20 protein-coding genes and 1 pseudogene are annotated in these 21,399 nt (G+C 30.9%); 12 read left to right on the forward strand and 9 right to left on the reverse strand.

Annotation, left to right across the window (positions count from 1 at the left end; all coding sequences use genetic code 11):
- The first annotated feature begins 65 nt into the window (after window positions 1-65).
- Both N5D03_RS10780 and dinB read left to right on the forward strand, forming a co-directional pair.
- A complete protein-coding gene (locus N5D03_RS10780) occupies window positions 66-626 on the forward strand; it encodes a TrkA C-terminal domain-containing protein (RefSeq protein WP_280051647.1) in 561 nt (186 codons plus the stop codon).
- Window positions 627-644: 18 nt separating this feature from the next.
- Window positions 645-1,724: a DNA polymerase IV gene (gene dinB, locus N5D03_RS10785; RefSeq protein WP_280051648.1), complete on the forward strand. Its 1,080-nt coding sequence runs from the start codon at window positions 645-647 to the stop codon at window positions 1,722-1,724.
- 359 nt (window positions 1,725-2,083) lie between these two features.
- On the opposite strand, the gene N5D03_RS10790 is transcribed toward dinB, so the two are convergent.
- The 3 genes from N5D03_RS10790 to N5D03_RS10800 are packed head-to-tail and all read right to left on the reverse strand — an operon-like array spanning window position 2,084 to window position 4,730.
- Window positions 2,084-3,145: an agmatine deiminase family protein gene (locus tag N5D03_RS10790; protein WP_125350534.1), complete on the reverse strand. Its 1,062-nt coding sequence runs from the start codon at window positions 3,143-3,145 to the stop codon at window positions 2,084-2,086.
- 2 nt (window positions 3,146-3,147) lie between these two features.
- The gene (locus tag N5D03_RS10795; RefSeq protein ID WP_114999921.1) at window positions 3,148-3,855 is read right to left on the reverse strand and encodes a subclass B1 metallo-beta-lactamase EBR-4; all 708 of its coding nucleotides are present in this window, start codon (window positions 3,853-3,855) and stop codon (window positions 3,148-3,150) included.
- The gene (locus N5D03_RS10800; protein WP_114999920.1) at window positions 3,855-4,730 is read right to left on the reverse strand and encodes a carbon-nitrogen hydrolase; all 876 of its coding nucleotides are present in this window, start codon (window positions 4,728-4,730) and stop codon (window positions 3,855-3,857) included. The genes N5D03_RS10795 and N5D03_RS10800 overlap by 1 nt, the downstream gene beginning before the upstream one ends.
- Window positions 4,731-4,992: 262 nt before the next feature.
- Here N5D03_RS10800 and N5D03_RS10805 point away from each other — a divergent pair, with 262 nt between their 5' ends.
- Window positions 4,993-5,637: a DUF5715 family protein gene (locus N5D03_RS10805; RefSeq protein WP_114999918.1), complete on the forward strand. Its 645-nt coding sequence runs from the start codon at window positions 4,993-4,995 to the stop codon at window positions 5,635-5,637.
- Between the two features lie 43 nt (window positions 5,638-5,680).
- Window positions 5,681-6,262 (forward strand): DUF5715 family protein, encoded by a 582-nt coding sequence (locus N5D03_RS10810; protein ID WP_180906330.1) that lies wholly within the window; start codon window positions 5,681-5,683, stop codon window positions 6,260-6,262.
- Here N5D03_RS10810 and N5D03_RS10815 read toward each other — a convergent pair.
- Window positions 6,243-7,433 carry an MFS transporter gene (locus N5D03_RS10815; protein ID WP_280051649.1) on the reverse strand — a complete coding sequence of 397 codons (1,191 nt, stop codon included), beginning with the start codon at window positions 7,431-7,433 and terminating at the stop codon, window positions 6,243-6,245. The genes N5D03_RS10810 and N5D03_RS10815 overlap by 20 nt on opposite strands.
- 202 nt (window positions 7,434-7,635) lie before the next feature.
- Between N5D03_RS10815 and N5D03_RS10820 the strand changes: the two genes are divergently transcribed.
- The 5 genes and pseudogenes from N5D03_RS10820 to N5D03_RS10840 all read left to right on the forward strand — a co-directional run bounded on the left by N5D03_RS10820 (window position 7,636) and on the right by N5D03_RS10840 (window position 14,542).
- Complete coding sequence (locus N5D03_RS10820; protein ID WP_280051650.1) at window positions 7,636-9,189, forward strand: calcineurin-like phosphoesterase C-terminal domain-containing protein; 1,554 nt, start codon at window positions 7,636-7,638, stop codon at window positions 9,187-9,189.
- 244 nt (window positions 9,190-9,433) lie between these two features.
- Window positions 9,434-9,826 (forward strand): carboxypeptidase-like regulatory domain-containing protein, encoded by a 393-nt coding sequence (locus tag N5D03_RS10825; RefSeq protein ID WP_280051651.1) that lies wholly within the window; start codon window positions 9,434-9,436, stop codon window positions 9,824-9,826.
- Window positions 9,827-9,844: 18 nt separating this feature from the next.
- Window positions 9,845-12,637, forward strand: a pseudogene (locus N5D03_RS10830) (SusC/RagA family TonB-linked outer membrane protein); the annotation flags it as partial.
- A 23-nt stretch (window positions 12,638-12,660) separates the two neighbouring features.
- On the forward strand, window positions 12,661-14,109 hold the full coding sequence (locus tag N5D03_RS10835; protein ID WP_280051652.1) for a SusD/RagB family nutrient-binding outer membrane lipoprotein: 1,449 nt from the start codon (window positions 12,661-12,663) through the stop codon (window positions 14,107-14,109).
- Window positions 14,110-14,194: 85 nt separating this feature from the next.
- Complete coding sequence (locus N5D03_RS10840; protein WP_280051653.1) at window positions 14,195-14,542, forward strand: MmcQ/YjbR family DNA-binding protein; 348 nt, start codon at window positions 14,195-14,197, stop codon at window positions 14,540-14,542.
- Here the strand turns inward: N5D03_RS10840 and N5D03_RS10845 are convergent.
- The 5 genes from N5D03_RS10845 to N5D03_RS10865 form a co-directional block, all read right to left on the reverse strand.
- The gene (locus tag N5D03_RS10845) at window positions 14,539-15,564 is read right to left on the reverse strand and encodes an isochorismate synthase (RefSeq protein WP_280049835.1); all 1,026 of its coding nucleotides are present in this window, start codon (window positions 15,562-15,564) and stop codon (window positions 14,539-14,541) included. The two genes, N5D03_RS10840 and N5D03_RS10845, sit on opposite strands and share 4 nt — an antisense overlap.
- On the reverse strand, window positions 15,557-15,979 hold the full coding sequence (locus N5D03_RS10850; RefSeq protein WP_219034304.1) for a hotdog fold thioesterase: 423 nt from the start codon (window positions 15,977-15,979) through the stop codon (window positions 15,557-15,559). The genes N5D03_RS10845 and N5D03_RS10850 overlap by 8 nt, the downstream gene beginning before the upstream one ends.
- A 3-nt stretch (window positions 15,980-15,982) precedes the next feature.
- Window positions 15,983-16,543, reverse strand: a complete 561-nt coding sequence (locus tag N5D03_RS10855) for a 1-acyl-sn-glycerol-3-phosphate acyltransferase (RefSeq protein ID WP_280051654.1) — start codon at window positions 16,541-16,543, stop codon at window positions 15,983-15,985.
- Window positions 16,544-16,690: 147 nt separating this feature from the next.
- Window positions 16,691-18,487 (reverse strand): PspC domain-containing protein, encoded by a 1,797-nt coding sequence (locus tag N5D03_RS10860; protein ID WP_280051655.1) that lies wholly within the window; start codon window positions 18,485-18,487, stop codon window positions 16,691-16,693.
- Window positions 18,480-18,821, reverse strand: coding sequence for a PadR family transcriptional regulator (locus N5D03_RS10865; RefSeq protein WP_038332243.1), 342 nt, complete (start codon window positions 18,819-18,821; stop codon window positions 18,480-18,482). Before N5D03_RS10865 ends, N5D03_RS10860 begins: the two co-directional genes overlap by 8 nt.
- A 235-nt stretch (window positions 18,822-19,056) precedes the next feature.
- On the opposite strand from N5D03_RS10865, the gene N5D03_RS10870 reads away from it, so the two are divergent.
- From N5D03_RS10870 to N5D03_RS10880, 3 genes are all read left to right on the forward strand, one after another.
- Window positions 19,057-19,713: a hypothetical protein gene (locus N5D03_RS10870; protein ID WP_125350364.1), complete on the forward strand. Its 657-nt coding sequence runs from the start codon at window positions 19,057-19,059 to the stop codon at window positions 19,711-19,713.
- Between the two features lie 65 nt (window positions 19,714-19,778).
- Window positions 19,779-20,570 carry a S1/P1 nuclease gene (locus N5D03_RS10875; protein ID WP_125350365.1) on the forward strand — a complete coding sequence of 264 codons (792 nt, stop codon included), beginning with the start codon at window positions 19,779-19,781 and terminating at the stop codon, window positions 20,568-20,570.
- Between the two features lie 197 nt (window positions 20,571-20,767).
- Window positions 20,768-21,193 (forward strand): Hsp20/alpha crystallin family protein, encoded by a 426-nt coding sequence (locus N5D03_RS10880; protein WP_257468096.1) that lies wholly within the window; start codon window positions 20,768-20,770, stop codon window positions 21,191-21,193.
- Window positions 21,194-21,399: the final 206 nt, after the last annotated feature.

Genomic DNA, 21,399 nt, shown 5'->3' on the forward strand with positions numbered 1-21,399 from the left:
ATTTCAATCAGTTTTACAATTATATTCAAACAAAATTCATTTATAACTTAAATGAACGTGAAATTTTGACTAAAAAAATTGAAGAGAAAAAGAAACAAGATAAATTTCAATATACTTGGGATAACACTCATATTTCCGATATGATTGTTCCACAAAATGCGAATTTTATAGGTGTTCCTTTGGGTGAATTGGATTGGCGAACAAAATTTCAGATCAATATTGCCTATATCAAACGTGGTGATCGAATCATTCAGACTCCAAATTCTGAATCAGTTTTATATCCTTTCGATAAAATTGGAATCATTGGAACGGATGAACATATTCAACGATTTGAGAAATATTTGCAAATTATTGGCGAAACTCCTCCAGAAAATACAGATCTTAAAAATACAGATAATTTTACGTTAGATAAAGTAGTTATTCCGAATGATTTTTGTGTTTTGGAACATAAATCAATTGGTTGGGTAAAAGATACGGCAAAAGGAATTGTGGTTTCGATAGAGCGCAATGGAAAAATGATTCACAATCCTGATCGAAATGTACCCATTGAATTGGGCGATTATTTGACAATTGTTGCCGATAAGAAAAACTTAAAAAACTTTATTCAAGAGTATCATTTAAAATAAAGCGAGTAATTTTGCAAGATGCAGCGTAAGATTATTCACATCGATATGGACGCTTTTTATGCTTCTGTTGAACAACGAGATTTCCCCGAATTAAGAGGGAAATGTATTGCTGTTGGCGGAAATGAAGAACGTGGTGTGATTGCTACCGCTAGTTACGAAGCTAGAAAATATGGCGTCGGATCTGCAATGTCTTCTGTTGTTGCAAAACGTAAATGTCCACATTTGATATTTGTAAAACCTCGATTTCAAGTTTATAAAGAAGTTTCGAATCAAATTCGTGAAATATTTCTTGAATATACTGATTTGGTTGAACCTTTATCTTTGGATGAAGCTTTTTTGGATGTAACAATTAACCATAAAAACATCGAAATTGCAACTGATATAGCAAACGAAATCAAACAAAAAATAAAAGAACGAACAAATTTGACTGCTTCAGCAGGTGTTTCGTTCAATAAATTTTTAGCTAAAATTGCTTCGGACTATAACAAACCTGATGGACTTTATGTGATTACACCTAAAATGTCTGAAAGTTTTATTGATCAATTACCAATCAAAAAATTTCATGGAATTGGAAAAGTAACTGCCGAACGTATGCAAATGATGGGCATTCATACAGGTTTAGACTTGAAGAACCTAGAATTAGAAAAACTCTTACGCGAATTCGGAAAATCTGGTAAATACTATTACAATATTGTAAGAGGATTAGATTTTAGAGAAGTCAATCCAACTCGATTGCGAAAATCATCTGGTTCAGAAACAACTTTTAGCAAAGATTTAGAAACATTAGAAGAAATGCAAATCGCTTTATTTCCACTAATGGAAGATGTTTGGAACTTTTCCTTAAAAACATCAATTTATGGAAGAACAATAACTGTAAAAATAAAACACAATGATTTTTCGGTTACTACAAAAAGTAAATCAGCTTCATTTCCAATTAAAAATAGAGACCTTTTTGATCAAATTTGTTATGATTTATTAACTGAAGGTTACTCTTCAGAAAAACCAGTTCGACTATTAGGTGTATCTATTTCTAATTTATCCAATAATCAAAAAAAATTCGGAACTCAACTCGAAATTCCTTTTAGAGAAATTATATAAATTCTTTAAACAATTTTATAAATTCCGAAATAATAAAATTTAAAATATTGTTTTCAAATAAATTAACAATATTTTAAATCAATACATTTTGTTTACTACTTAGATTTATTTTTTACTACCTGTAGACACTTTGATGATAGTCTACATTTTTTAGTTTAGTATTTATTCAAGACATTTGTACCAACAAACAACATCGTTTGTAACACTTTTAAGATTACTAACCAACAACCAAACTAAAAAGCTATTTTGATAATCTAACCAGTTTATCAAAACAACCTAAACCGATATTACTTATCTAAACCAAATTAAAAAAGCTGAGCAGGTTGCTCAGCTTTTTTGTTGTTTTATATTAAAAAAAACTAAATCTTAGGTTCTTGTTGACTCAAACAATGGAAAGATCCTAGTCCCCAAATAATATCTGTAGAATCAATTCCTACAACTTTACGATCGGGGAAACATTTCTGAATAATATCCAAAGCAATCGCATCTTTTGCACAACGATAAGTTGGTACAATGACAGATTTATTCGCAATATAAAAATTTGCATAAGAAGCAGGTAAACGCTCACCTTCGCAATAAACTGCATCCGGCATTGGCAATTCGATAATGTTTAATGGACGTTCATCTTCCAATTTCATTTCTTGTAATTGTCGAAGATTCACTTGTAACAATTCGTAATTATCATCCGATTCATCTGTTTCAACAACTGTCAAAACTGTATCTTCATTTACAAAACGAATTGTATCATCAATGTGTCCATCCGTATCATCACCAACAATTCCGTCTTCTACCCAAAGAATTTGCGAAACGCCGTAATAATTTCTTAAAAATTCTTCTATTTGTTCTTGTGAATAATCTGGATTACGATTTTCATTCAGTAAACAAGATTTTGATGTCATCAACGTATCTTTTCCATTAAATTCGACCGAACCTCCTTCCATAATAATTCCAGGATGAAAAACAGGAAGATTAAATTCTGCACCAATTCTTGTTGGCACAACATCGTCATTTTCAAAAGGTGGATATTTTCCTCCCCACGCATTGAATCCCCAATCAACAATAACTTTTGGGTTATCAGGATTGTTTTTATTCAATAAAAATGCAGGACCATGATCGCGACACCATGCATCATTTGTTTCATTAAAATAAAACTCAACTTGTGACAAATCTGCATCCGTTTTATCGATAAAAGACAACGCAAACACTTTCATTTCTTCATCTTTCACATTAATACGAACCTTTTCACCTTTCGATAATTCAGCAATAAATTCAGCATAAGCTGGATAAATTAACTGAATACGATCTGGCCAAGATTCTTCTTTGTGCGGCCAAGACAACCATGTTGCTTCGTGTTCTTCCCATTCGGCAGGAAATCTATATCCTAAATCTTTTGGGAATTTTGATGTATCTATAGTGTTCAATTTTATTTCTTTTCTAAAAGTTTAAACGTATTTTCGATATGTCCAGTAACTTTCCAATTATCATGACCTGGAATAACTTGTTTAATTTTTGGATGTTTTGTAACTAATTTCTGTACTGTTTTTGGCCATTCAGTAACATTTGCTTCACCTGTGTAACCTAAATTTACAGCGTCAGCACCTTTTATCAAACAACCTCCATTCAGCACTTTATATTTTGGAAACCAAACCACAACATTATCAGAAGTATGTCCTTCACCAAAATATTCAACAACAAATTTTTCATTACCAAATTTGTATGTTTTTCCTAATTCAATCTCAAATTTCGAAGTCGCTTTTCCTTCTTTTTTTAATTTAGAATTGGTTAAAGAAGTTGCATAAGTAGGAATATTCAAATCATTATAAAAACTTAAATCTCCTGCTCTATCATCATGCGAATGTGTTGCAAACACAGCGATAACTGGCAAATTATACTTTTCTTGCAACATATCATTTAATTCTTGATATTGCGATTTCTGCCAAGGAACATCAAACAAAACGATTCCTTTATTCGTTACCAAATACATTCCATTTGCATTATACTCAACTCCATTAAACGAATTGAATGTTTGATAAACAAATAAATTGTTATTAATCGGATCAATCTGAATTGGTTTTATTTGACCAAATGCAAAACTTCCTATCAATGCTATAAGTGAAAATAATTTCTTCATTAATCCTCGTCTATAAAACGTTTTGTAATTGGTTGATAAGAATCGATGCGGCGATCTCTTAAGAAAGGCCAGTGTTTACGGAAGAAATCAGATTCGTTCAAATCCAATTCAACCACTTCTGTTTCCTCTTTATCATGCGTTGCTAAGTACAACAATTTTCCCTGCGCATTTGTCGCAAAAGAGCCTCCCCAGAACTTCATTGCTCCATCTTGCTCAAAACCAACACGATTTACAGAAATAACCGGAACTCCATTCGCAACCGCATGTGAACGCTGAATTGTTTGCCAAGCATTGTATTGATCTTGATTTGTTTCTTCGTCTTGCGTCGTATCCCAACCAATCGCAGTAGGATAAAATAAAATTTCTGCTCCCATCAATGCTGTTATACGAGAAGCTTCTGGATACCACTGATCCCAACAAATTAACACTCCAATTTTTCCAAATTTAGTATCAAAAACTTTGTAACCTAAATCACCTGGAGTAAAATAGAATTTTTCATAAAACGCAGGATCATCTGGGATATGCATTTTGCGATATTTTCCTAAATATTGTCCATCAGCATCTAAAATAGCGGTTGTATTGTGATATAAACCTTGCGCACGTTTTTCGAATAATGAAGCGATAATTACCACTCCCAATTCTTTAGCTACAACTGATAACGCATCTGTTGATGGTCCAGGAATTGCTTCTGCTAAGTCGAAATTATCGTAATCTTCTACGTCACAGAAATATAATGAGGTAAACAATTCTTGCAAACACACAATTTGAGCGCCTTTTGCAGCTGCTACTTTTACTTGCTCTATTGCTTTGTTTAAATTTTCTTGTTTGTTATTAGTACAAGTCATTTGTACCATTCCAACTTTAACTTTTGCCATTTTATAAATAGGTCTAAAAATAAAAATGAATAATAATTACAAAAATAGCGAATTTAGTAGGATTTAATCTATTAGAATTTATATTTAAGAATATTTTATGTTTCAAATGTGATGAAATTTAAATTTCTATCAATCTATCTAGCAATGCTATTTTGAGAACAGATTTAAGAAAATTTTAAAAAAAGTTTACCTAAATATTATAATTTTTAACAAGTCTTTATTAAATTGTAACTTCTAATTTTGTCGCGTAATAATTTAAAACATGAAAAAATTAATTGCCCTTTCTTGTCTTTTTAGCGGAATATTTATTTCAGCTCAAAGTCAAGAAAGTTACATTTTAGCAGAAAATTCTGCCTCTTCATCCACTTCTATCTCTACAAAAAAAGTAACTTATGACGATCATTTAATGGCAGCAGAATCATTCAACATTCCAATCGTGAAGAGTTTTGATGATATTGAAGGTTTAGTTGCTACAAAAAAATTAGTTGCAATTCCTGAAGAAGGAAATGGGTACACAATTGAGAAATTAACACACAGTAAAGCATTCTTAAATAACAGAGCAAAAACTGTGTTGGAACGAATTGCTTCAAAATTTCTGGACGAAAACAATGCTACAATTACTGTAACTTCGCTTACCCGTTCTGAAGAAAGTCAAGCAAGTTTAAGACGAGTAAATAGCAATGCAGCAAAAGGCGAAAGTTCTCATAACTATGGTGCTTCTTTTGATTTGTCGTATACAAAATTCAATAATAAATATACGTATAGCAAAACTCATCGTGATAATTTAGAAGCGATTTTAAAACAATTGCAAGAAGACGGTAAAATTTACTATATCAAAGAATATAGACAACACTGTTTTCATGTAACGGTTCGTAATCCCGATCAATTTAAATCAACAACAATGTAATATATAAAAGTTCTTTTCTATTTTTGCAGAAGAGAATTGAATCATGAAACAATTTTTAACAACTTTTTTTATTTGCTCTTCTTTATTCGGTTACGCTCAATCGCGAGTTGTTATAGAGCCTTCTAAAGAATATGTTCAGCATTTGAATGCCGCAAAATCTCATAAACTTGAGCTAATTGATGGTGATAAAAAGTTGAACAAATACATCAATCAAGGTAAATTGGTTAAAATAAAACAACGTGGTTATGGTTGGCGAGTTGGAGATTTAACGCATAGTCATTCGTATCTTATTCCAAAAGGTCGAGATATTTTGACAAGTATTGCAAGTGATTTTGTAAAAGCAACAGGTCAAAATTTTTTCGTTGTTACATCGATGACACGAACGCTACATGATCAAAATCGTTTGAGAGGAATTAATAAAAATGCATCTTCTAACGATAGTTCGCATAATTTTGGTGCTGCTTTTGATATTTCTTATGTTAGATTTAATCATAAAATTAGACCTGATTCTAAACTAGAAAAAGAGTTAGAACAAGTGCTAAAAAATTATGTTAGAACAGGTAAAATTTACTACGTAAAAGAATCTAAAATTAGATGTTTTCATATTATCGTTCGGAATTATTAAATTCTGAACGATTTTTTTTTGTTTGTAAATAATAACTATACAATAATCCTATAAACACAAACAAACTACAAAAACCAAATAAGTTTGACATTCCAAACAAACTGATAACACCACCAATTAGAGGACCTGTAATTCCCAATGAGATATCAATAAACAAGCCATACGCAGCTAAAGCAGCTCCTTTACTATTATCTGAAACCAAAGCAACAGCCTCTACTCCCATCGCAGGAAAAACCAATGAAAAACCAATTCCTGTAATACCTGCACCAATAAGAGCGATAAAAGAATTCGGAGCACTAAAAAGAATTAATAAACCTATCGTTTCGACTATCATGCAAATAATTCCAACTTTTAATCCTCCTAATGTATTAATTGAACTATTAAAAAATAATCGTCCTGCAATAAACAATAAACTGAAAACACTTAAACATAAAGCTGCATTCGACCAACTATAAAAGTCGTAGTAAAGTGTTATAAAATTGGAAATTCCTCCAAATCCAAGACCTGCAAGTGCTAAACAAATTCCAAAAGGAGCAACTGTTTTCAATACACTTATAAATGGTTGCGGAACTTTTGAAACTGCAGTTAATATATTCTCTTTATTTCTAGCTAAAAAATAACCTATAATCGCACAAACAATACTAAACAAACCAATAAAACCAAGTCCAAAATATTGATTCAAAATCACCCCCAATGGTGCTCCAATTGCCAATGCGCCGTAACTAGCAACACCATTATAAGAGATCGCTTTCGCTGTATGTTCTTGACCAATTTTTAAAATTGCCCAGTTTATTGGACTTCCACCTACCATTCCTTCTGCTGCACCAGTAACCAATCTCGCAAATACAAGAATAGCTAATGACAGAAAATGATTGTTTCTTGTAAAGTAACAAAAGTATAATAAAACTCCAGCTAAAATAAACAAACTCATACTTAATAAAACGGCTGGTTTAGGACCTTTTGTGTCTACAATTTTTCCGGCATAACCTCTCAATATAAAAGTTGTCACATATTGCAAACTAATTACAATACCCGCTACAAGCTCAGTAAAACCTAATGTTTTTGTAATAAAAATAGGTAGAATAGCCAAAGGTAAACCTATCAGTAAATAACCTATAAATGAAAAACTTACATAACCTATAATTTGCATGAAAATTTGTCGTGAACTCATGCTTAATTTCTCTTCCATAACATAATGCAATCGGTTACAAATTTAGAATATTTAATAATCAAAGACAATTATTCATCCATTATTAAATTTGAAAATATGTTATTCTTATTTACTTAAATTTAATCTTTACTTATTGTTGTGTTAATCCGAGTACCGCATAAAATATAGAATTTTAACATCTACAAAACAAGAGATTCACACAATGAAAAAAATCGTATTATCGCTGGTATTATTTGGAAGTTTTTATACTTCTGTCAACGCTCAACAACTTGCTAAAGGAATTGTTTTTGAAGATAAAAATCAAAACAATAAATTCGATAAATCAGAAAAACGTTTGGCAAACGTGCAAATTAGTAACGGAAAACAAGTTGTTTCGACAAATGATAAAGGAGAATATCAAATCGAGATTGATAACGAAACTATTTTGTTTGTCATTAAACCAACAAATTACAAAGTTCCTACAAACGAATTCAATCAGCCACAATTCTACTACATCAACAAACCTAATGGCTCTCCAAAATTAGAATATGCAGGTTCTGCTCCTACTGGAAATACTCCAAAGAGTATTGATTTTGCTTTAATTTCTACAAAAGAAAACGAAAAATTTTCGGCTTTAATTTTTGGTGATCCTCAAACTTATACAGAAGAAGAAATCGAGTATTTCTCTAAAGGTGTAATTGATGATGTTAAAGGAATTAAAGGAATGGAATTCGGACTTTCTTTAGGAGATTTGGTTGGTGATGATTTGAATTTGCATCCATCTTATATAAAAGCTGTTTCGAAAGTTGGTTTACCTTGGTACAATGTTATGGGAAATCACGATATGAATTATGATGCAAAAGAAGATCAATATTCGGATGAAACGTTCGAGAAAAATTTCGGTCCAAATAATTATTCATATAATATCGGTAAAGCACATTTTATTGTTTTAGATGATATTTTATATCCAGATCCTCGTGATGGAAAAGGATATTGGGGAGGTTTCCGTCCTGATCAATTAGAGTTTATCAAAAATGATTTAAAATTTGTTCCAAAAGATCATTTAATTGTTTTAGCATTTCATATTCCGTTGCGTGACACACGTCCAGAAGATAGAAATCAATTATTCGAATTGTTAAAAGATTACCCAAATACAATTTCAATGTCTGCTCATACACATTTCCAAGAACAGATTTTTTATGCAAATCAAGATGGTTGGCAACAACAAAAACCTCATCACGAGTACAATGTTGGAACAACTTCTGGTGATTGGTATTCGGGACCGAAAGATGCAAAAGGAGTTCCGGCCTCTACGATGCGTGATGGTACACCAAAAGGTTATGCTTTTTTACATGTAGATGGTAATCAATATAAATTTGATTATAAAGTTGCAAATTCACCAAAAGAAAAACAAATCGACCTGTACCACACAAAAAAAGTAAAAGAAGGTAAACGCAATCGTGCTTTTTTATATGCTAATTTCTTTATGGGACATGAATCAAATAAAGTTGAATATCGTGTAAATAATGGTGAATGGAAAGAGATGAATTGGGATCCAACAGTTGATTACAATTATATGGAAACCATCATGAAAATTGATAATGCAGAAATTACAAATATTGGTAACAGACCTTCTGCTCCAGAAATTTCGAAACATATTTGGTCAGTTCGTTTACCGAATAAACTAAAAGTTGGAACTTATCCAATTGAAGTTCGCGCAACCGATTTGTACGGAAACACTTTTACAGAAAAATCTTCTTTCGAAGTTATCAAATAAAAGCATTTTATTCACGTCAATGAGCCACTTCAAAAGAAGTGGCTTTTTTTAATAAAATATTTTACAATTTATCCATGTTAAATAAAAGTCAATAAACCTTTACTCAAATGTAAAATTAATATCAAGACCTTTATTTCAGTAATGTTTACTTAAAAATCTCTTAATCCTAAGTTAAACAACTTCACAAACGGAAGATTTAGTTTTGTTAAAATTTTTAACACATAAACATTTCACATTTACAGCTATGAAACAATTAAAATTACCACTACTTCTACTTGGTGGATTTTTAAGTTTACACGCCAATGCTAAAACTTACATTCATACAAATTATTATCATTCAATTTCTCAAGATCAGAATCCAATCAAAGGTCAAATCGTTGATCAAAATGGATTCGGAGTTGCAGATGTTGAAATTATCATCAAGGGAACATCTTTTAAAACATTTACAGATGGAGATGGTTTTTTCGAATTTGTTTCAGTAAATGTTGCTCATCCTACATTATTGGTAAATTCATCTCAACACAAATTTATTGAATACACACCGAAAGATATTTCTCAGATAAGAATTACTTTACAAGAAGAATCTAACCAACTGAATGAGGTAATTGTCACTGCTTTAGGGATAAAGCGAGAGTAGAAAAAATTAGGATTTGCACAACAAAATATAGGTTCAGAAGAACTTGCTACAGCAGAAGCGAATAACTGGTCTTCAGGATTAAAAGGAAAAGTAGCAGGTCTTAATATTATTTCTGGAGGAAATGGACCAATCAATTCTCAACAAATTATTTTACGCGGAGCAAATTCAATAGATCAATCAAAAAATTATGCTTTAATTGTCATTGATGGTGTTCCAATGAGTACAGAAATGACTTCTTCTGGAAACAATACTGCTTATATGGGCGATGATTCTCCTATCGATTTTGGTAATGGTATTTCTGATATTAATCAAGCAGATATCGAAAGTGTAACCGTTTTAAAAGGACCTTCAGCAGCGGCGCTTTATGGAAATAAAGCTGCAAATGGGGCTTTAATTATCACTACAAAATCAGGTAAAAAAGGTAAACAATTAGGTTTAGAATATAAATCAACTGTAGCTATTGACGTTATTAACAATTGGCCAGATTTTCAATATGAATATGGTCAAGGAACTGGAAAAAGTTTCGATAAAAACGGGAATCCTTATTACTCGTATCAAGCCTCAGCAGATGGTCCAAACACAGGAAGTACTTCTTCTGCATTCGGACCAAAATTCGATGGGCAATCATTTTTCCAATATGATCCAACTTTAGAAAAACAAGGAACTGAAAGAACTTTATGGCGTGCCTATAAAGATAATAGAAAAGGGTTTTGGCAAACAGGTTTTACTTTCAGTAATGCAGTTACACTTTCTGGTGGAAATAACAAAGGAAGTATGAGAGCTTCTATTGGACATCAGAAAAATAGCTGGATTATGCCAAATACTGGCTACGAAAATTATACTGCAGCTATTAATGGAAACTATCAAGTAAGTGATCGTATCAAAGTTTCGACGGCTTTAAACTATACTCGCAAAACAAGTGATAATTTACCAGGAACTGGTTACAATAATGGATCTATTGCTTATTTTATGATCTTCCAAAATCCAAACGTAGATTTAAATTGGTACAAACCAATTTGGCAAAAAAATTACGATGGTGTAAAAATGATTCGTCCTTATAGTTCTTACATGGATAATCCTTATGCTATTGCTTACGAAGCTGTTAATCCATTAAGAAGTAATCAATTGATTGGTAATATTAAAGCCGATTTTAAATTAAGTAACAAACTAAGTTTAATGCTTCGTCCTGCAATTAATACCTATACACAATTACGCGAACAAAAACGTCCATTTGATATGAATCGGACGCCAAAAGGTTATTATAAAAGACAAGATGTTTCTAAGACAGAAACAAATATCGATTTCTTAATGACCTATACAGATAAATGGGGCGATTTTGGATTTACAGCCAATGTAGGAGGTAATAGAAAAAATTATGAATATAAAAATCTAACCGCTTGGGTAGATGGACTAGCTTCTCCTGGTGTTTATAAACTTGCGAACGGACTAACTTCTCCTTTTGCTAGAACTTCTGATTCTAATTTAAAAGAAAATTCATTATACGGAATGGCTTCTTTTGGATGGAAAGATATGATTTTCGTTGATATAACAGGTCGTAATGATTGGAACTCTTCTGTTGCATTAAAATACAGTTCATTCTTCTATCCTTCTGTTTCATCAAGTTTCATATTATCTGATTTATTCAAAATAAAAGGACCTATTAATTATTTAAAATATCGTTTATCATTTGCAAAAGTAGGTAATGGAGGAACTCCTGGTTGGACAAATAGATATTATGATCAGAGTGATTTTGCTGGATCTGCAGTTGTACAAAACAGATTATTTAACCCAGATATAAAACCAGAATTAACCACAGCTTGGGAAACTGGTTTTGAAGCTTTATTATTCAAGAAAAGACTAAGCTTAGATTTCACTATTTATCAACAAAGTACAGAAAATCAAATTATAGAATTGCCAAATGATATAACAACTGGATACTCGAAGAGAGTTGTTAATGGTGGTGAAATAGAAAACCGAGGAATCGAAATAGCCGCTTCATATACAGCTATAAAAAATAATAATTTTAGTTGGAAAATGTCTGGAACTTGGACAAAAAATGAAAATAAAGTAAAATCTTTGGTCGATGGAATTGAAGATGATCAAATGATTCTTGGTCAATCTGGAACTGTTTATCAAATTGCAAAAATCGGTGGATCTTCAACTGCTTTATATGGAGAAAAATTTGTTAGAAACGAAGCAGGACAAATCATTTATGACAAAAAAACTGGTGTTCCTATTAAAAATGGATTAATAGAATATGTTGGAGACGCAACTCCAAAATGGAGAGCAGGTTTCACAAATGAATTCAAATACAAAACATTGCGTTTCAGTTTTACATTAGACGGACAATATGGTGGAATTGTCTATTCACAAACTTATCACAAAATGATGGAGCAAGGAAAATTGGCAGATTCTTTACCAGGTCGCGAAGATGGTTTTATTATTGGTGACGGTGTTGTTTTAAACTCTGACGGAACTTATTCTCCAAATACAACAAAAGCTGATGTGGCAACTTATTATGCAGAATATAATCGTCGTGCAAATGTAGAATCTAACTCATTCGAAGCTTCATATTTAAAATTAAGAGATGTGAGTTTAACATTTGATTTTCCTAAAAGATTATTATCAAAAACAGGTTTACAAGCATTGTCATTAACAGTTTACGGACGCGATTTATTCACGATTAGTGATTTTCCTTTATACGATCCAGAAACAGCATCATTAAATGGAAATACTTATGTACCTGGAGTTGAAATGGGACAAATGCCGTCAACAGCAACGTATGGAGTAACCTTAAAAGCTTCATTATAATTTACAACATTCAATTTATTAAAATGAAAAAGATTTCAATTCAACTATTTTTTGCCTTCACTATAATTTCAACTGTTTTCTCTTGTACAAACGATTTTGAGAAAGCAAATGAAGATCCAAACTTAATCACAGAAATTAATTCAGGTTCCGTTTTAAATCCTGTATTATATAATTTAGCTGAAAACAATGTTCTAAAAAACTATGATATCACAGCACAATTAATGCAAGTACACATCCCTTTTCCAAGCAATGCTATGGGGCTTCATAGATATGATGTAACAACAGGAACAGGAAACTCTACTTGGAATAATGCCTACACAAATCTTGTTAATTTGGAGGAAATGCTAAAAGTTTCGCAAAAAGAAGGAGATGTAAATTATCAAGCAATTGCATTAACGCTTCGTTCTTTAGTTATTTCTAATTTAACCGATATGTTTGGCGATGTTCCTTTTTCTCAAGCAGCCAAAGCCGAAGAAGGTATTACAAAACCTAAGTTTGACAAACAAGAAGATATTTATAAGCAATTATTAAATGATTTAGAGAAAGCAAATCAATTATATGTAACTAATTTAGGTCTAAAATATGGTACCGATATTTTATTCCCAAGTAGTGAAAAAAACATCAATATAACACGTTGGAAAAAATTCACAAATTCTCTTAAAATGAGATTATTATTAAGAATTTCGAATCGTGATGCATCTGCCTTAACAGAACTTAAAAAAATAATTGATAATCCGACAACTTATCCTATTTTCGAAAGTGAATCAGAATCTGCTATTTTACAAATTTCTGGATTAGCACCAAGTTTTTCTCCTTGGCCAAGAGCGCAAGATTATAGAGATAGTAGAACATTCACAACTTTTTTTATTGATAAAATGAACGAAACCAACGATCCTCGTTTACCAATTTTAGTTAATAAAGCTTCAGATAAAAATGGTTCTTTAGGATACAAAGGTATCCCTGCTGCTTACGAAGGAAATAGTTCTGATTATAATTTTACACCATCTTCTCCAAATAATGCAATTGTTGTCGCTCCGATGAAAATTCCATTAATGACTTATGCTGAAGTTGAGTTTATAAAAGCTGAAATGGCTCAAAAAGGTTTAGGTGGTGATGCAAAAACTCATTATGATAAAGCTGTAAAAGCTGCTGTACAATTATGGGCGAATATCGAGCCTACTGCTGAATTTATGGCACAAGAAAAAATTAAATACAACAATACATTAGAACGTATCATCGATCAAAAATATTTTGCTTTATTCTTTACAGATTACCAACAATGGTTTGAATATAAAAGAACTGGTTTTCCAAAATTGCCGACAACTTCTACTATGTTGAATGATAAAAAAATGCCTCGTCGTATGCTTTATCCAACAAGTGTTAGAAATTATAACCCAGAAGGCTATCAGAACGCACTTCAACAAATGGGACCAGATAACATAAATACGCGTGTTTGGTGGGATGTAAATTAATTGCATACATTCCACATTTAATAGAAAACGACCTTGTAATTAAGGTCGTTTTCGTTTTATTTGTATCTTCACTAAAAATATCTTTATGCATATAGAAGAGTTAAGAGAGTTTTGTTTAGGACTTCCATTGGTCGAAGAAAAATTTCCTTTTGATCAATCTACTTTGGTCTTTTATATCGCTGGAAAAATGTTTTGCCTTTGTGATATTGACGATTTTGATTCTGTAAATATCAAATGTGATCCAGATAATGCAATTGAATTACGCGCAACTTTCGAAGCTGTAATTCCTGGTTATCACATGAACAAAAAGCATTGGAATACCGTTAAAATTCATCAAGACGTGAAAGACATTCAAATCAAAGAATGGATAAAAGATTCTTATAATTTAGTCATCTTAACTTTACCAAAATCTAAACGTCCTGAGTTGATTTAATTCTCTGTTTTCACCAACAACTCACCTATTGTTTTTGATTTCAGTTCTGTTTCTCGCCATTCATTTTCAGGAATAGAATCGGGCATAATACCTCCTCCTACATATAAATTTACTTTATTAGAATAGATTTTTGCACATCTAAGATTAACAAAATACTCCGATTCTGTTTTATTTTGAAAGCCCATAAAACCTGCATAAAAAGTACGATTATAACCTTCGTTTTCGAGAATAAAATCTTTTGACAGATCCTTTGGCATTCCTCCTACAGCAGGCGTTGGATGCAAAGCTTTCAACAAGTCATACAGCTGAGATTTGTCTTTTAATTGAGCTGAAATAAATGATTTCAAATGTTCAAAAAATCCTGCATTTACCGAAAATGGTCCGTCTACATCAATGTAAGAAGTATAAGGTTCTAAAGTTGACGAAATATAATCAGTTACTACTTGTTGTTCGTGATATTCTTTCTCCGTCCATTCATCTTCTTTTGCTTTTGTTCCAGCCAAAGAAACAGTTTGTATAAATTGATTATTTTCTTTTAATAAAAGCTCTGGCGAAGCTCCAATCCAACAACCTTCTTCTGTATCAAATCGCAAATACACATAGGCATTTGGATAATGTTGATGTAAATTTTTGAAAGTTTCAACTAAATTAATATTCGTTTCTGGAAGTGAATTGATTCGACTAATTACAATTTTTTTAGTTGGTGAATCACTTTGTAATTCTTCAACTGTTTTTTGAATTAAATCAATATAATTTTCATACGAAATTGCTTCATTTTGATCTGATTCTGGTAAAGAAAGTTCAAAATTTGGTAATTCATTTATTCCAATATCTATAACCTCATCATCATTAAATTCAACCAATTTTGTATTATCGAAACTATTACAAATAAACTTGTTATCCGATTCGAAATTTTTATTTTCCCACAACTCCACTTGTGTAGAATTTGGTTTTCTAAAAAGAAGAAAAGGTTCTTGATTCTGAATTAATCTTTCAAGTTTATCTTGAAATTTTTTAAACATGTTTTTTAGAAATAATAGCGTTTGTTAAATGTGTATAACAGATTAATTTATCGTTTTCATCTTTGATTTCAATCTTAATCAAATGCGAAGTACGACCTTGTTTTACGACTGTTGCATGCCCAAAAATTGTTCCTTCCTTTTTTGGACGAAGATGGTTTGCGTCAACATGTTGACCAACCGCCACAAAATCATCCGAATGTAAAATAATATTTGACAATGTACTTCCCAACGTTTCCGCCAAAACGATAGAAGCACCTCCATGCAATAACCCAAATGGTTGATGAACTTTAGGCGTAACAGGCATTTTTCCTGATAAAAAATCTTCTCCAACTGCCGTAAATTCTATATCTAAAGTTTCAAGTAATGTATTTTTCGAAATTTCATTGAACTTCTGTAAAATATCTTGTTCGTTCATGATTTAATGTATTTTTGGGTTATAAAGTGCTGGATGTTTTGCCGTAACTTTTTTGTAAAAATCTTGAATTTCATCCATCACATCTTCTAAAGTTCTGTTTTCTGTTTCTACAATTTTTGAAATTCCAGCTCTTTTTTTCTTGAAATCACAATAAGCCAAAACAATCGGAACATCTGCTTTTTGAGCGATATAGAAAAATCCATTTTTCCATTTTTCTGCACGAGAACGTGTTCCTTCTGGTGTATTGATTAAATATAATTTATCTGATTCTTTCAAAATATCTGAAGCAAAATCGACCATATTATGTCGTTGAGAACGATCAATTCCGATTCCGCCCATTTTCTTAATAAAATATCCATACCAAGGCTTTGTCCAAGCATCTTTGATAAACATTTTCATTGGAATTCCCATTTGCCAAAAAGCCAAAATAGTGTAGTAAAAATCCCAATTGGAAGTGTGCGGAGCGCAGACCAAAACGCATTTATCTACTTTCGATAAATCGAGATGATTATCTAATTTCCAACCTCCTAATGAGTACAAAAGTTTACCTAAAATTTTTTTCATAAAATGATGCTTTATGCATTTGCAAACATACAAAACTCGAAACGGATATTAGCGAATGTAACCAAAAATAAAAAGAGACATTCCGAAATGAAATGTCTCTTTTTGAATATTATTAATTAAAATACTTCTTAAGTCTATGCAAAGAAATCAACGATTATTTGAATGATTTCTGTAGTTAATGTTAATAGAATCTGTATCATCTTTATAGTGTATTTCTTGGTTTGATTTTTCTTTTTTGTTTTCAGTTCTTGGTAAATTTAGTCCTACTGAACCGTCTTTACTTTCGACACGAATACCATTTTTATCAATTCTAACTCTCGCCGAATCGTTTCCGTCATTTACATTTATGTTTAGATCCTCTGAATCAAGATTGATATCGTCCTCAGAATCTGAATCTTTTTGACAATTCAAACATACGAATTTTTTTCCATTATACCCAATAAATTTATTCTTCAAATCATATAAATAATCACGATCATTATCATTATTAATAATTGTCATTCGATCAGTGTTATTCGTATGAATTAATTTGTTCTTAGGAATATACAATTTGATATCAACCGTTTGATTTCTAAATTTACCATCTTTAGGAATTTTAATGAACTCATCTAAATAAAGTTTATTTCCATTTAATTCGTAATTATATCTAATTGCTTCTAAATTGCGTTTTGCTTCTTCTTTGCTTCCTCCTTTAGAAGAATAAGTTACTTGAATATGAAGTTTATCGTCTGTACTTTCTTCAATCTCAAAAATATCATCAATTGGAATAATTAAGTTTCCATCAGCATCAATTAATTGATCTAAATCGTTAAAAGTTTTAAACTTTAAGTTTCCTTCATTATTTTCTCTAAAATAGACTTGTAGCGTATCAGAAGGAATAACATAACTTTTTTCTTGTGTCATTTCAACTGAGTTTCTAAATTTACTTGCTGTACTTACAGAAATTCCAATGATTGCAAATAAAGCAACAAACCAAAGAGCAATTGCTCCAAATATTACAGCTTTACTAACTTTTACTCTATTCCAGAAACATTTTACACCTAAAATTGTCAACAAAACACCTGGAATTACCATTAGTACTCCTCCAAATATTTTGGCTGCCATACTCATCCATTCTTCTTCTACAAGATAACCGAATAATTCAGTAGGCATTTCTGTCCAAGTTGTAAAGAAGAAAAAGAATCCTCCAATGATTAATCCAATTCCTGTACTTAGAATGATAAATCCGATGAACCAAAGTAGAATTCGACCAAAAACGCCAAAGGCTCCACCTAGTTTATTACTTAATTCTTTGCTCCCACTTACAACAGCTTCACTAGCTTGTTCTACGTTTTTTTTTAACGTATCAATGTTTGCTGGTTGCCCGTACATCTGCAACTTTTCTGATGTTGTTTTTGCTTTCGGAACAAAAATTAACAAGATAAAATAACAGAACACCACTAAGAAAAATGATACACCTGCTGTGAAAATTCCTAAAATTCCAAGAACTAACCAAATAGAACGTACAAACCAAGGATCAACGCCCATATAATGCGCCAAACCAGCAGATAATCCTGTTACAATTGTATCATCTGGATCGCGGTACAAACGTTTCGCACCAGTTTGTTGTCCTCCATACGATTGATTATTTGACGAATAATTGTACGATGAATTTGTAGACGTTTTTTCGTTCTCTTCATCTTCTTCAACTTTGTATTGATCTGGATGTCCCATCGTAGCAATTACAAAATTGATATCATCTTCGTTTACGACTTCTCTAAATTTTAATCGCTCACGAAATAATTCAGAAATACGGATTTCTACATCTTCAATAATATCTTCTACACCTTCCGTTCCTCTCAACGAAGTTTTTACATCTTGTAAATAGGTCTTTAATTTATTATAGGCGATTTCGTCTAACACGAAAGAAAATCCTCCTATACTTATTGATACTGTTTTATCCATTTTTGTGCGTTTCTGTGGTTACTTTATTCACGGCTTCAATTAACTGTTCCCAAGTTTCAGCTAATTCTTTTAAAAAATTTTCACCTAACTCTGTAAGTGCATAATATTTGCGAGGTGGTCCTGACGTTGATTCTTCCCAGCGATACTGTAAAAGGTCATCATTTTTAAGTCTTGTCAAAAGCGGATATAATGTTCCTTCAACAACAATCATCTCTGCTTTTTTCAATTCGTCTATGATATCAGATGCATACGCATCTCCTTTTTTGATAATGCTGAGAATACAATATTCCAGTACACCTTTTCGCATCTGAACTTTTGTTTTCTCTATATTCATAAGAACGGCTTGTTTTATTTTGTTATACAAATATATATAAAAGTTTCAGTATTATGCAAAACAAAGTACTAAATTATTTTTAGTATTATAAATAAAAACATACCAATCTGTCTGTTTATCGAGGTTTATTAAATTAATATTTTTTTAAAGTTTTTTTTAGAAAATTTCTAAATCTCCAAAAAAAGAACTTTTAAAGATGATTTTTATTAAATTTAGAGAATAATTAAAGCTAATTATGGATCAATTCTCTTGGATAAAAGATTATAAAAACAACGAAAATATAGAAACGTTAACTGATATTATTCCAGATTTATTTAAACAATATTATATGATTCATTGGAAAATTGGAATTATAGATGATTTTCCTTTCGAAAAATATCCATCAAATAACTTAACCATAGAAGAAATCAACCAAAGAATAAAGATTGAAAGAGAATTTGGATTATTTCTTAATCCTCAAAAAAGTAATCTTTACAGAGAAATAAATCTTGATGAACTTTCTCAAAAATTTAAACTTGAAAAAAATATAAATATTCTAGACAATTTTAAAGATAATCCAGCAATTGAATTTCTAGATAATCAAACAATTGATTGTATAGATAAAGGATTAAATAAAATTATAAATTCTCAAACCTTACATTTATATATCAGCAATATCGAGGAATTTTATTGGGAAGAAAATTATAAGCAAAGGAATAGTAATGTTTTAATTTCAGAATATCTTGATTTTCAGAAAAACTCAGATTTCGATTCTAATTCCTTTCTTTTTCCCGATGATTTAAGTTGGTGCTTGATTACTTACGAAGATTTACCACTTACTTTTTGTACAAATACTATTAATCCTTTTGATTTAGAATTATTTCCTTTAATATATAATCAAACTTTTTTTTAATAGCATTAATCATAATTCATCAATAATTAACTTTCCTTACCTTTGTCAAAAATCGAGCTCACACAATGAAAAAAATTATAGGAAGTGCAATGCTTTTAGGTGCATTTTTAGCTTCAGAAAGTGCTTTAGCTTGGGGATTAACAGGTCACCGAGTGGTTTCTCAGATTGCAGAACAACACATTAGCAAGAAAACTCGTAAAGAAATTACAAAAATTATTGGTCCTCAAAAGTTAGCTTATTGGGCAAACTGGCCAGATTTTATCAAGTCTGATGATTCTTGGAAACATGCAGATTCTTATCACTATGTTAACATACCTGGAGATTTAAATCGTCAACAATTTGATGCTGCTTTAGAGCAAACTTCAGATGAAAACATGTACAAAAAAGGTTTGTTTTTAATGAATGAATTAAAAAACAATAAAAACCTTACAATCGAGCAAAAACAACACGATTTATATTTCTTGATTCACATTCTTGGTGATGCACATCAACCACTTCACGTTGGTCGTCCAGATGATTTGGGAGGAAATCGTATCAAAGTTGAATGGTTCCGTGATAAAGTAAATATCCACACAGTTTGGGATTCTAAATTGGTAGATTACGAAAACTATTCTTACACAGAATATTCTAATTTACTGGATATTGCAACGAAAGAACAACAAAAAACAATGCAAGAAGGAACTTTTGCTGATTGGATTTACGGCTCTTATATTATTGCAAACAGAATTTACGCAGGTGTTAAAATGGACGATAAATTAGGTTACCGTTACCATTTTGACAACAAAAAAACGATCGAAGATCAAATGCTAAAAGGCGGTCTACGTTTAGCAAAAGTTTTAGACGAAATTTATAAATAAATAGAATCTTAACCAAGATGTACAAATCCTGAAAATGACTTTTCAGGATTTTTTTATGTTCAAAATTTAAATTTTCAGTCATTTTGACATTTAAAAACAGTAAAAACAAGTCATTTTGTCTTAAAATATCGATTTGCACATAATTTGAATAAAGTGAAAACATGAACAATGAAATCAAAAATTTAAACATACAAGACATGAACACAGCAAGAAAAAATAGAGCAAATTATTTCCCATTTGGATTTGAAAATGCAATGCGTCCAAAGTTTGAAACTTTTGTAAATTCTCAAAATCAATTTCCTGCAGTAAATATCAAAGAAAATGAAGATAGTTTCGAGATTTTATTAGCTGCACCAGGTTTAAACAAAGAAGATTTCTCTATTGAAATTGATGAAAATATTTTGAAAATTTCATCAGAATTTAAACAAAATGAAGAAGTAAAAGAAGAAAAATTTTCGAGAAAAGAATTTAATTTTTCAAGCTTCAGAAGAGCATTTACATTGCCAGAAACCATAAACGAAGATAAAATAGAAGCTTCTTATGTAAACGGAATTTTGCAATTAGTTCTACCTAAGAAAGAAGAAGCTTTACCAAAAGAAAAACGTAGCATACAAATTTCATAGATATAGTTAATTTTAGTTGGTTAGTAAATCCTCAATTCTTCGGAGTTGAGGATTTTTTGTTTAAATCAAATTTATAATTTTATCATTTCCTCAAAAACAATGTTAAAAAAAGTGACTATTTTATCGAAAACGGAATCAAAAAGTTCTTAACAAAAACACTTAATAATTTTTATAAAAAAGTGTTTTTTAGTAAAAATTATTAAAAA

Origin of the sequence: Empedobacter sp. GD03861 (assembly GCF_029840885.1) — a bacterium.
In the GTDB taxonomy this organism is placed as follows: domain Bacteria; phylum Bacteroidota; class Bacteroidia; order Flavobacteriales; family Weeksellaceae; genus Empedobacter; species Empedobacter falsenii_B.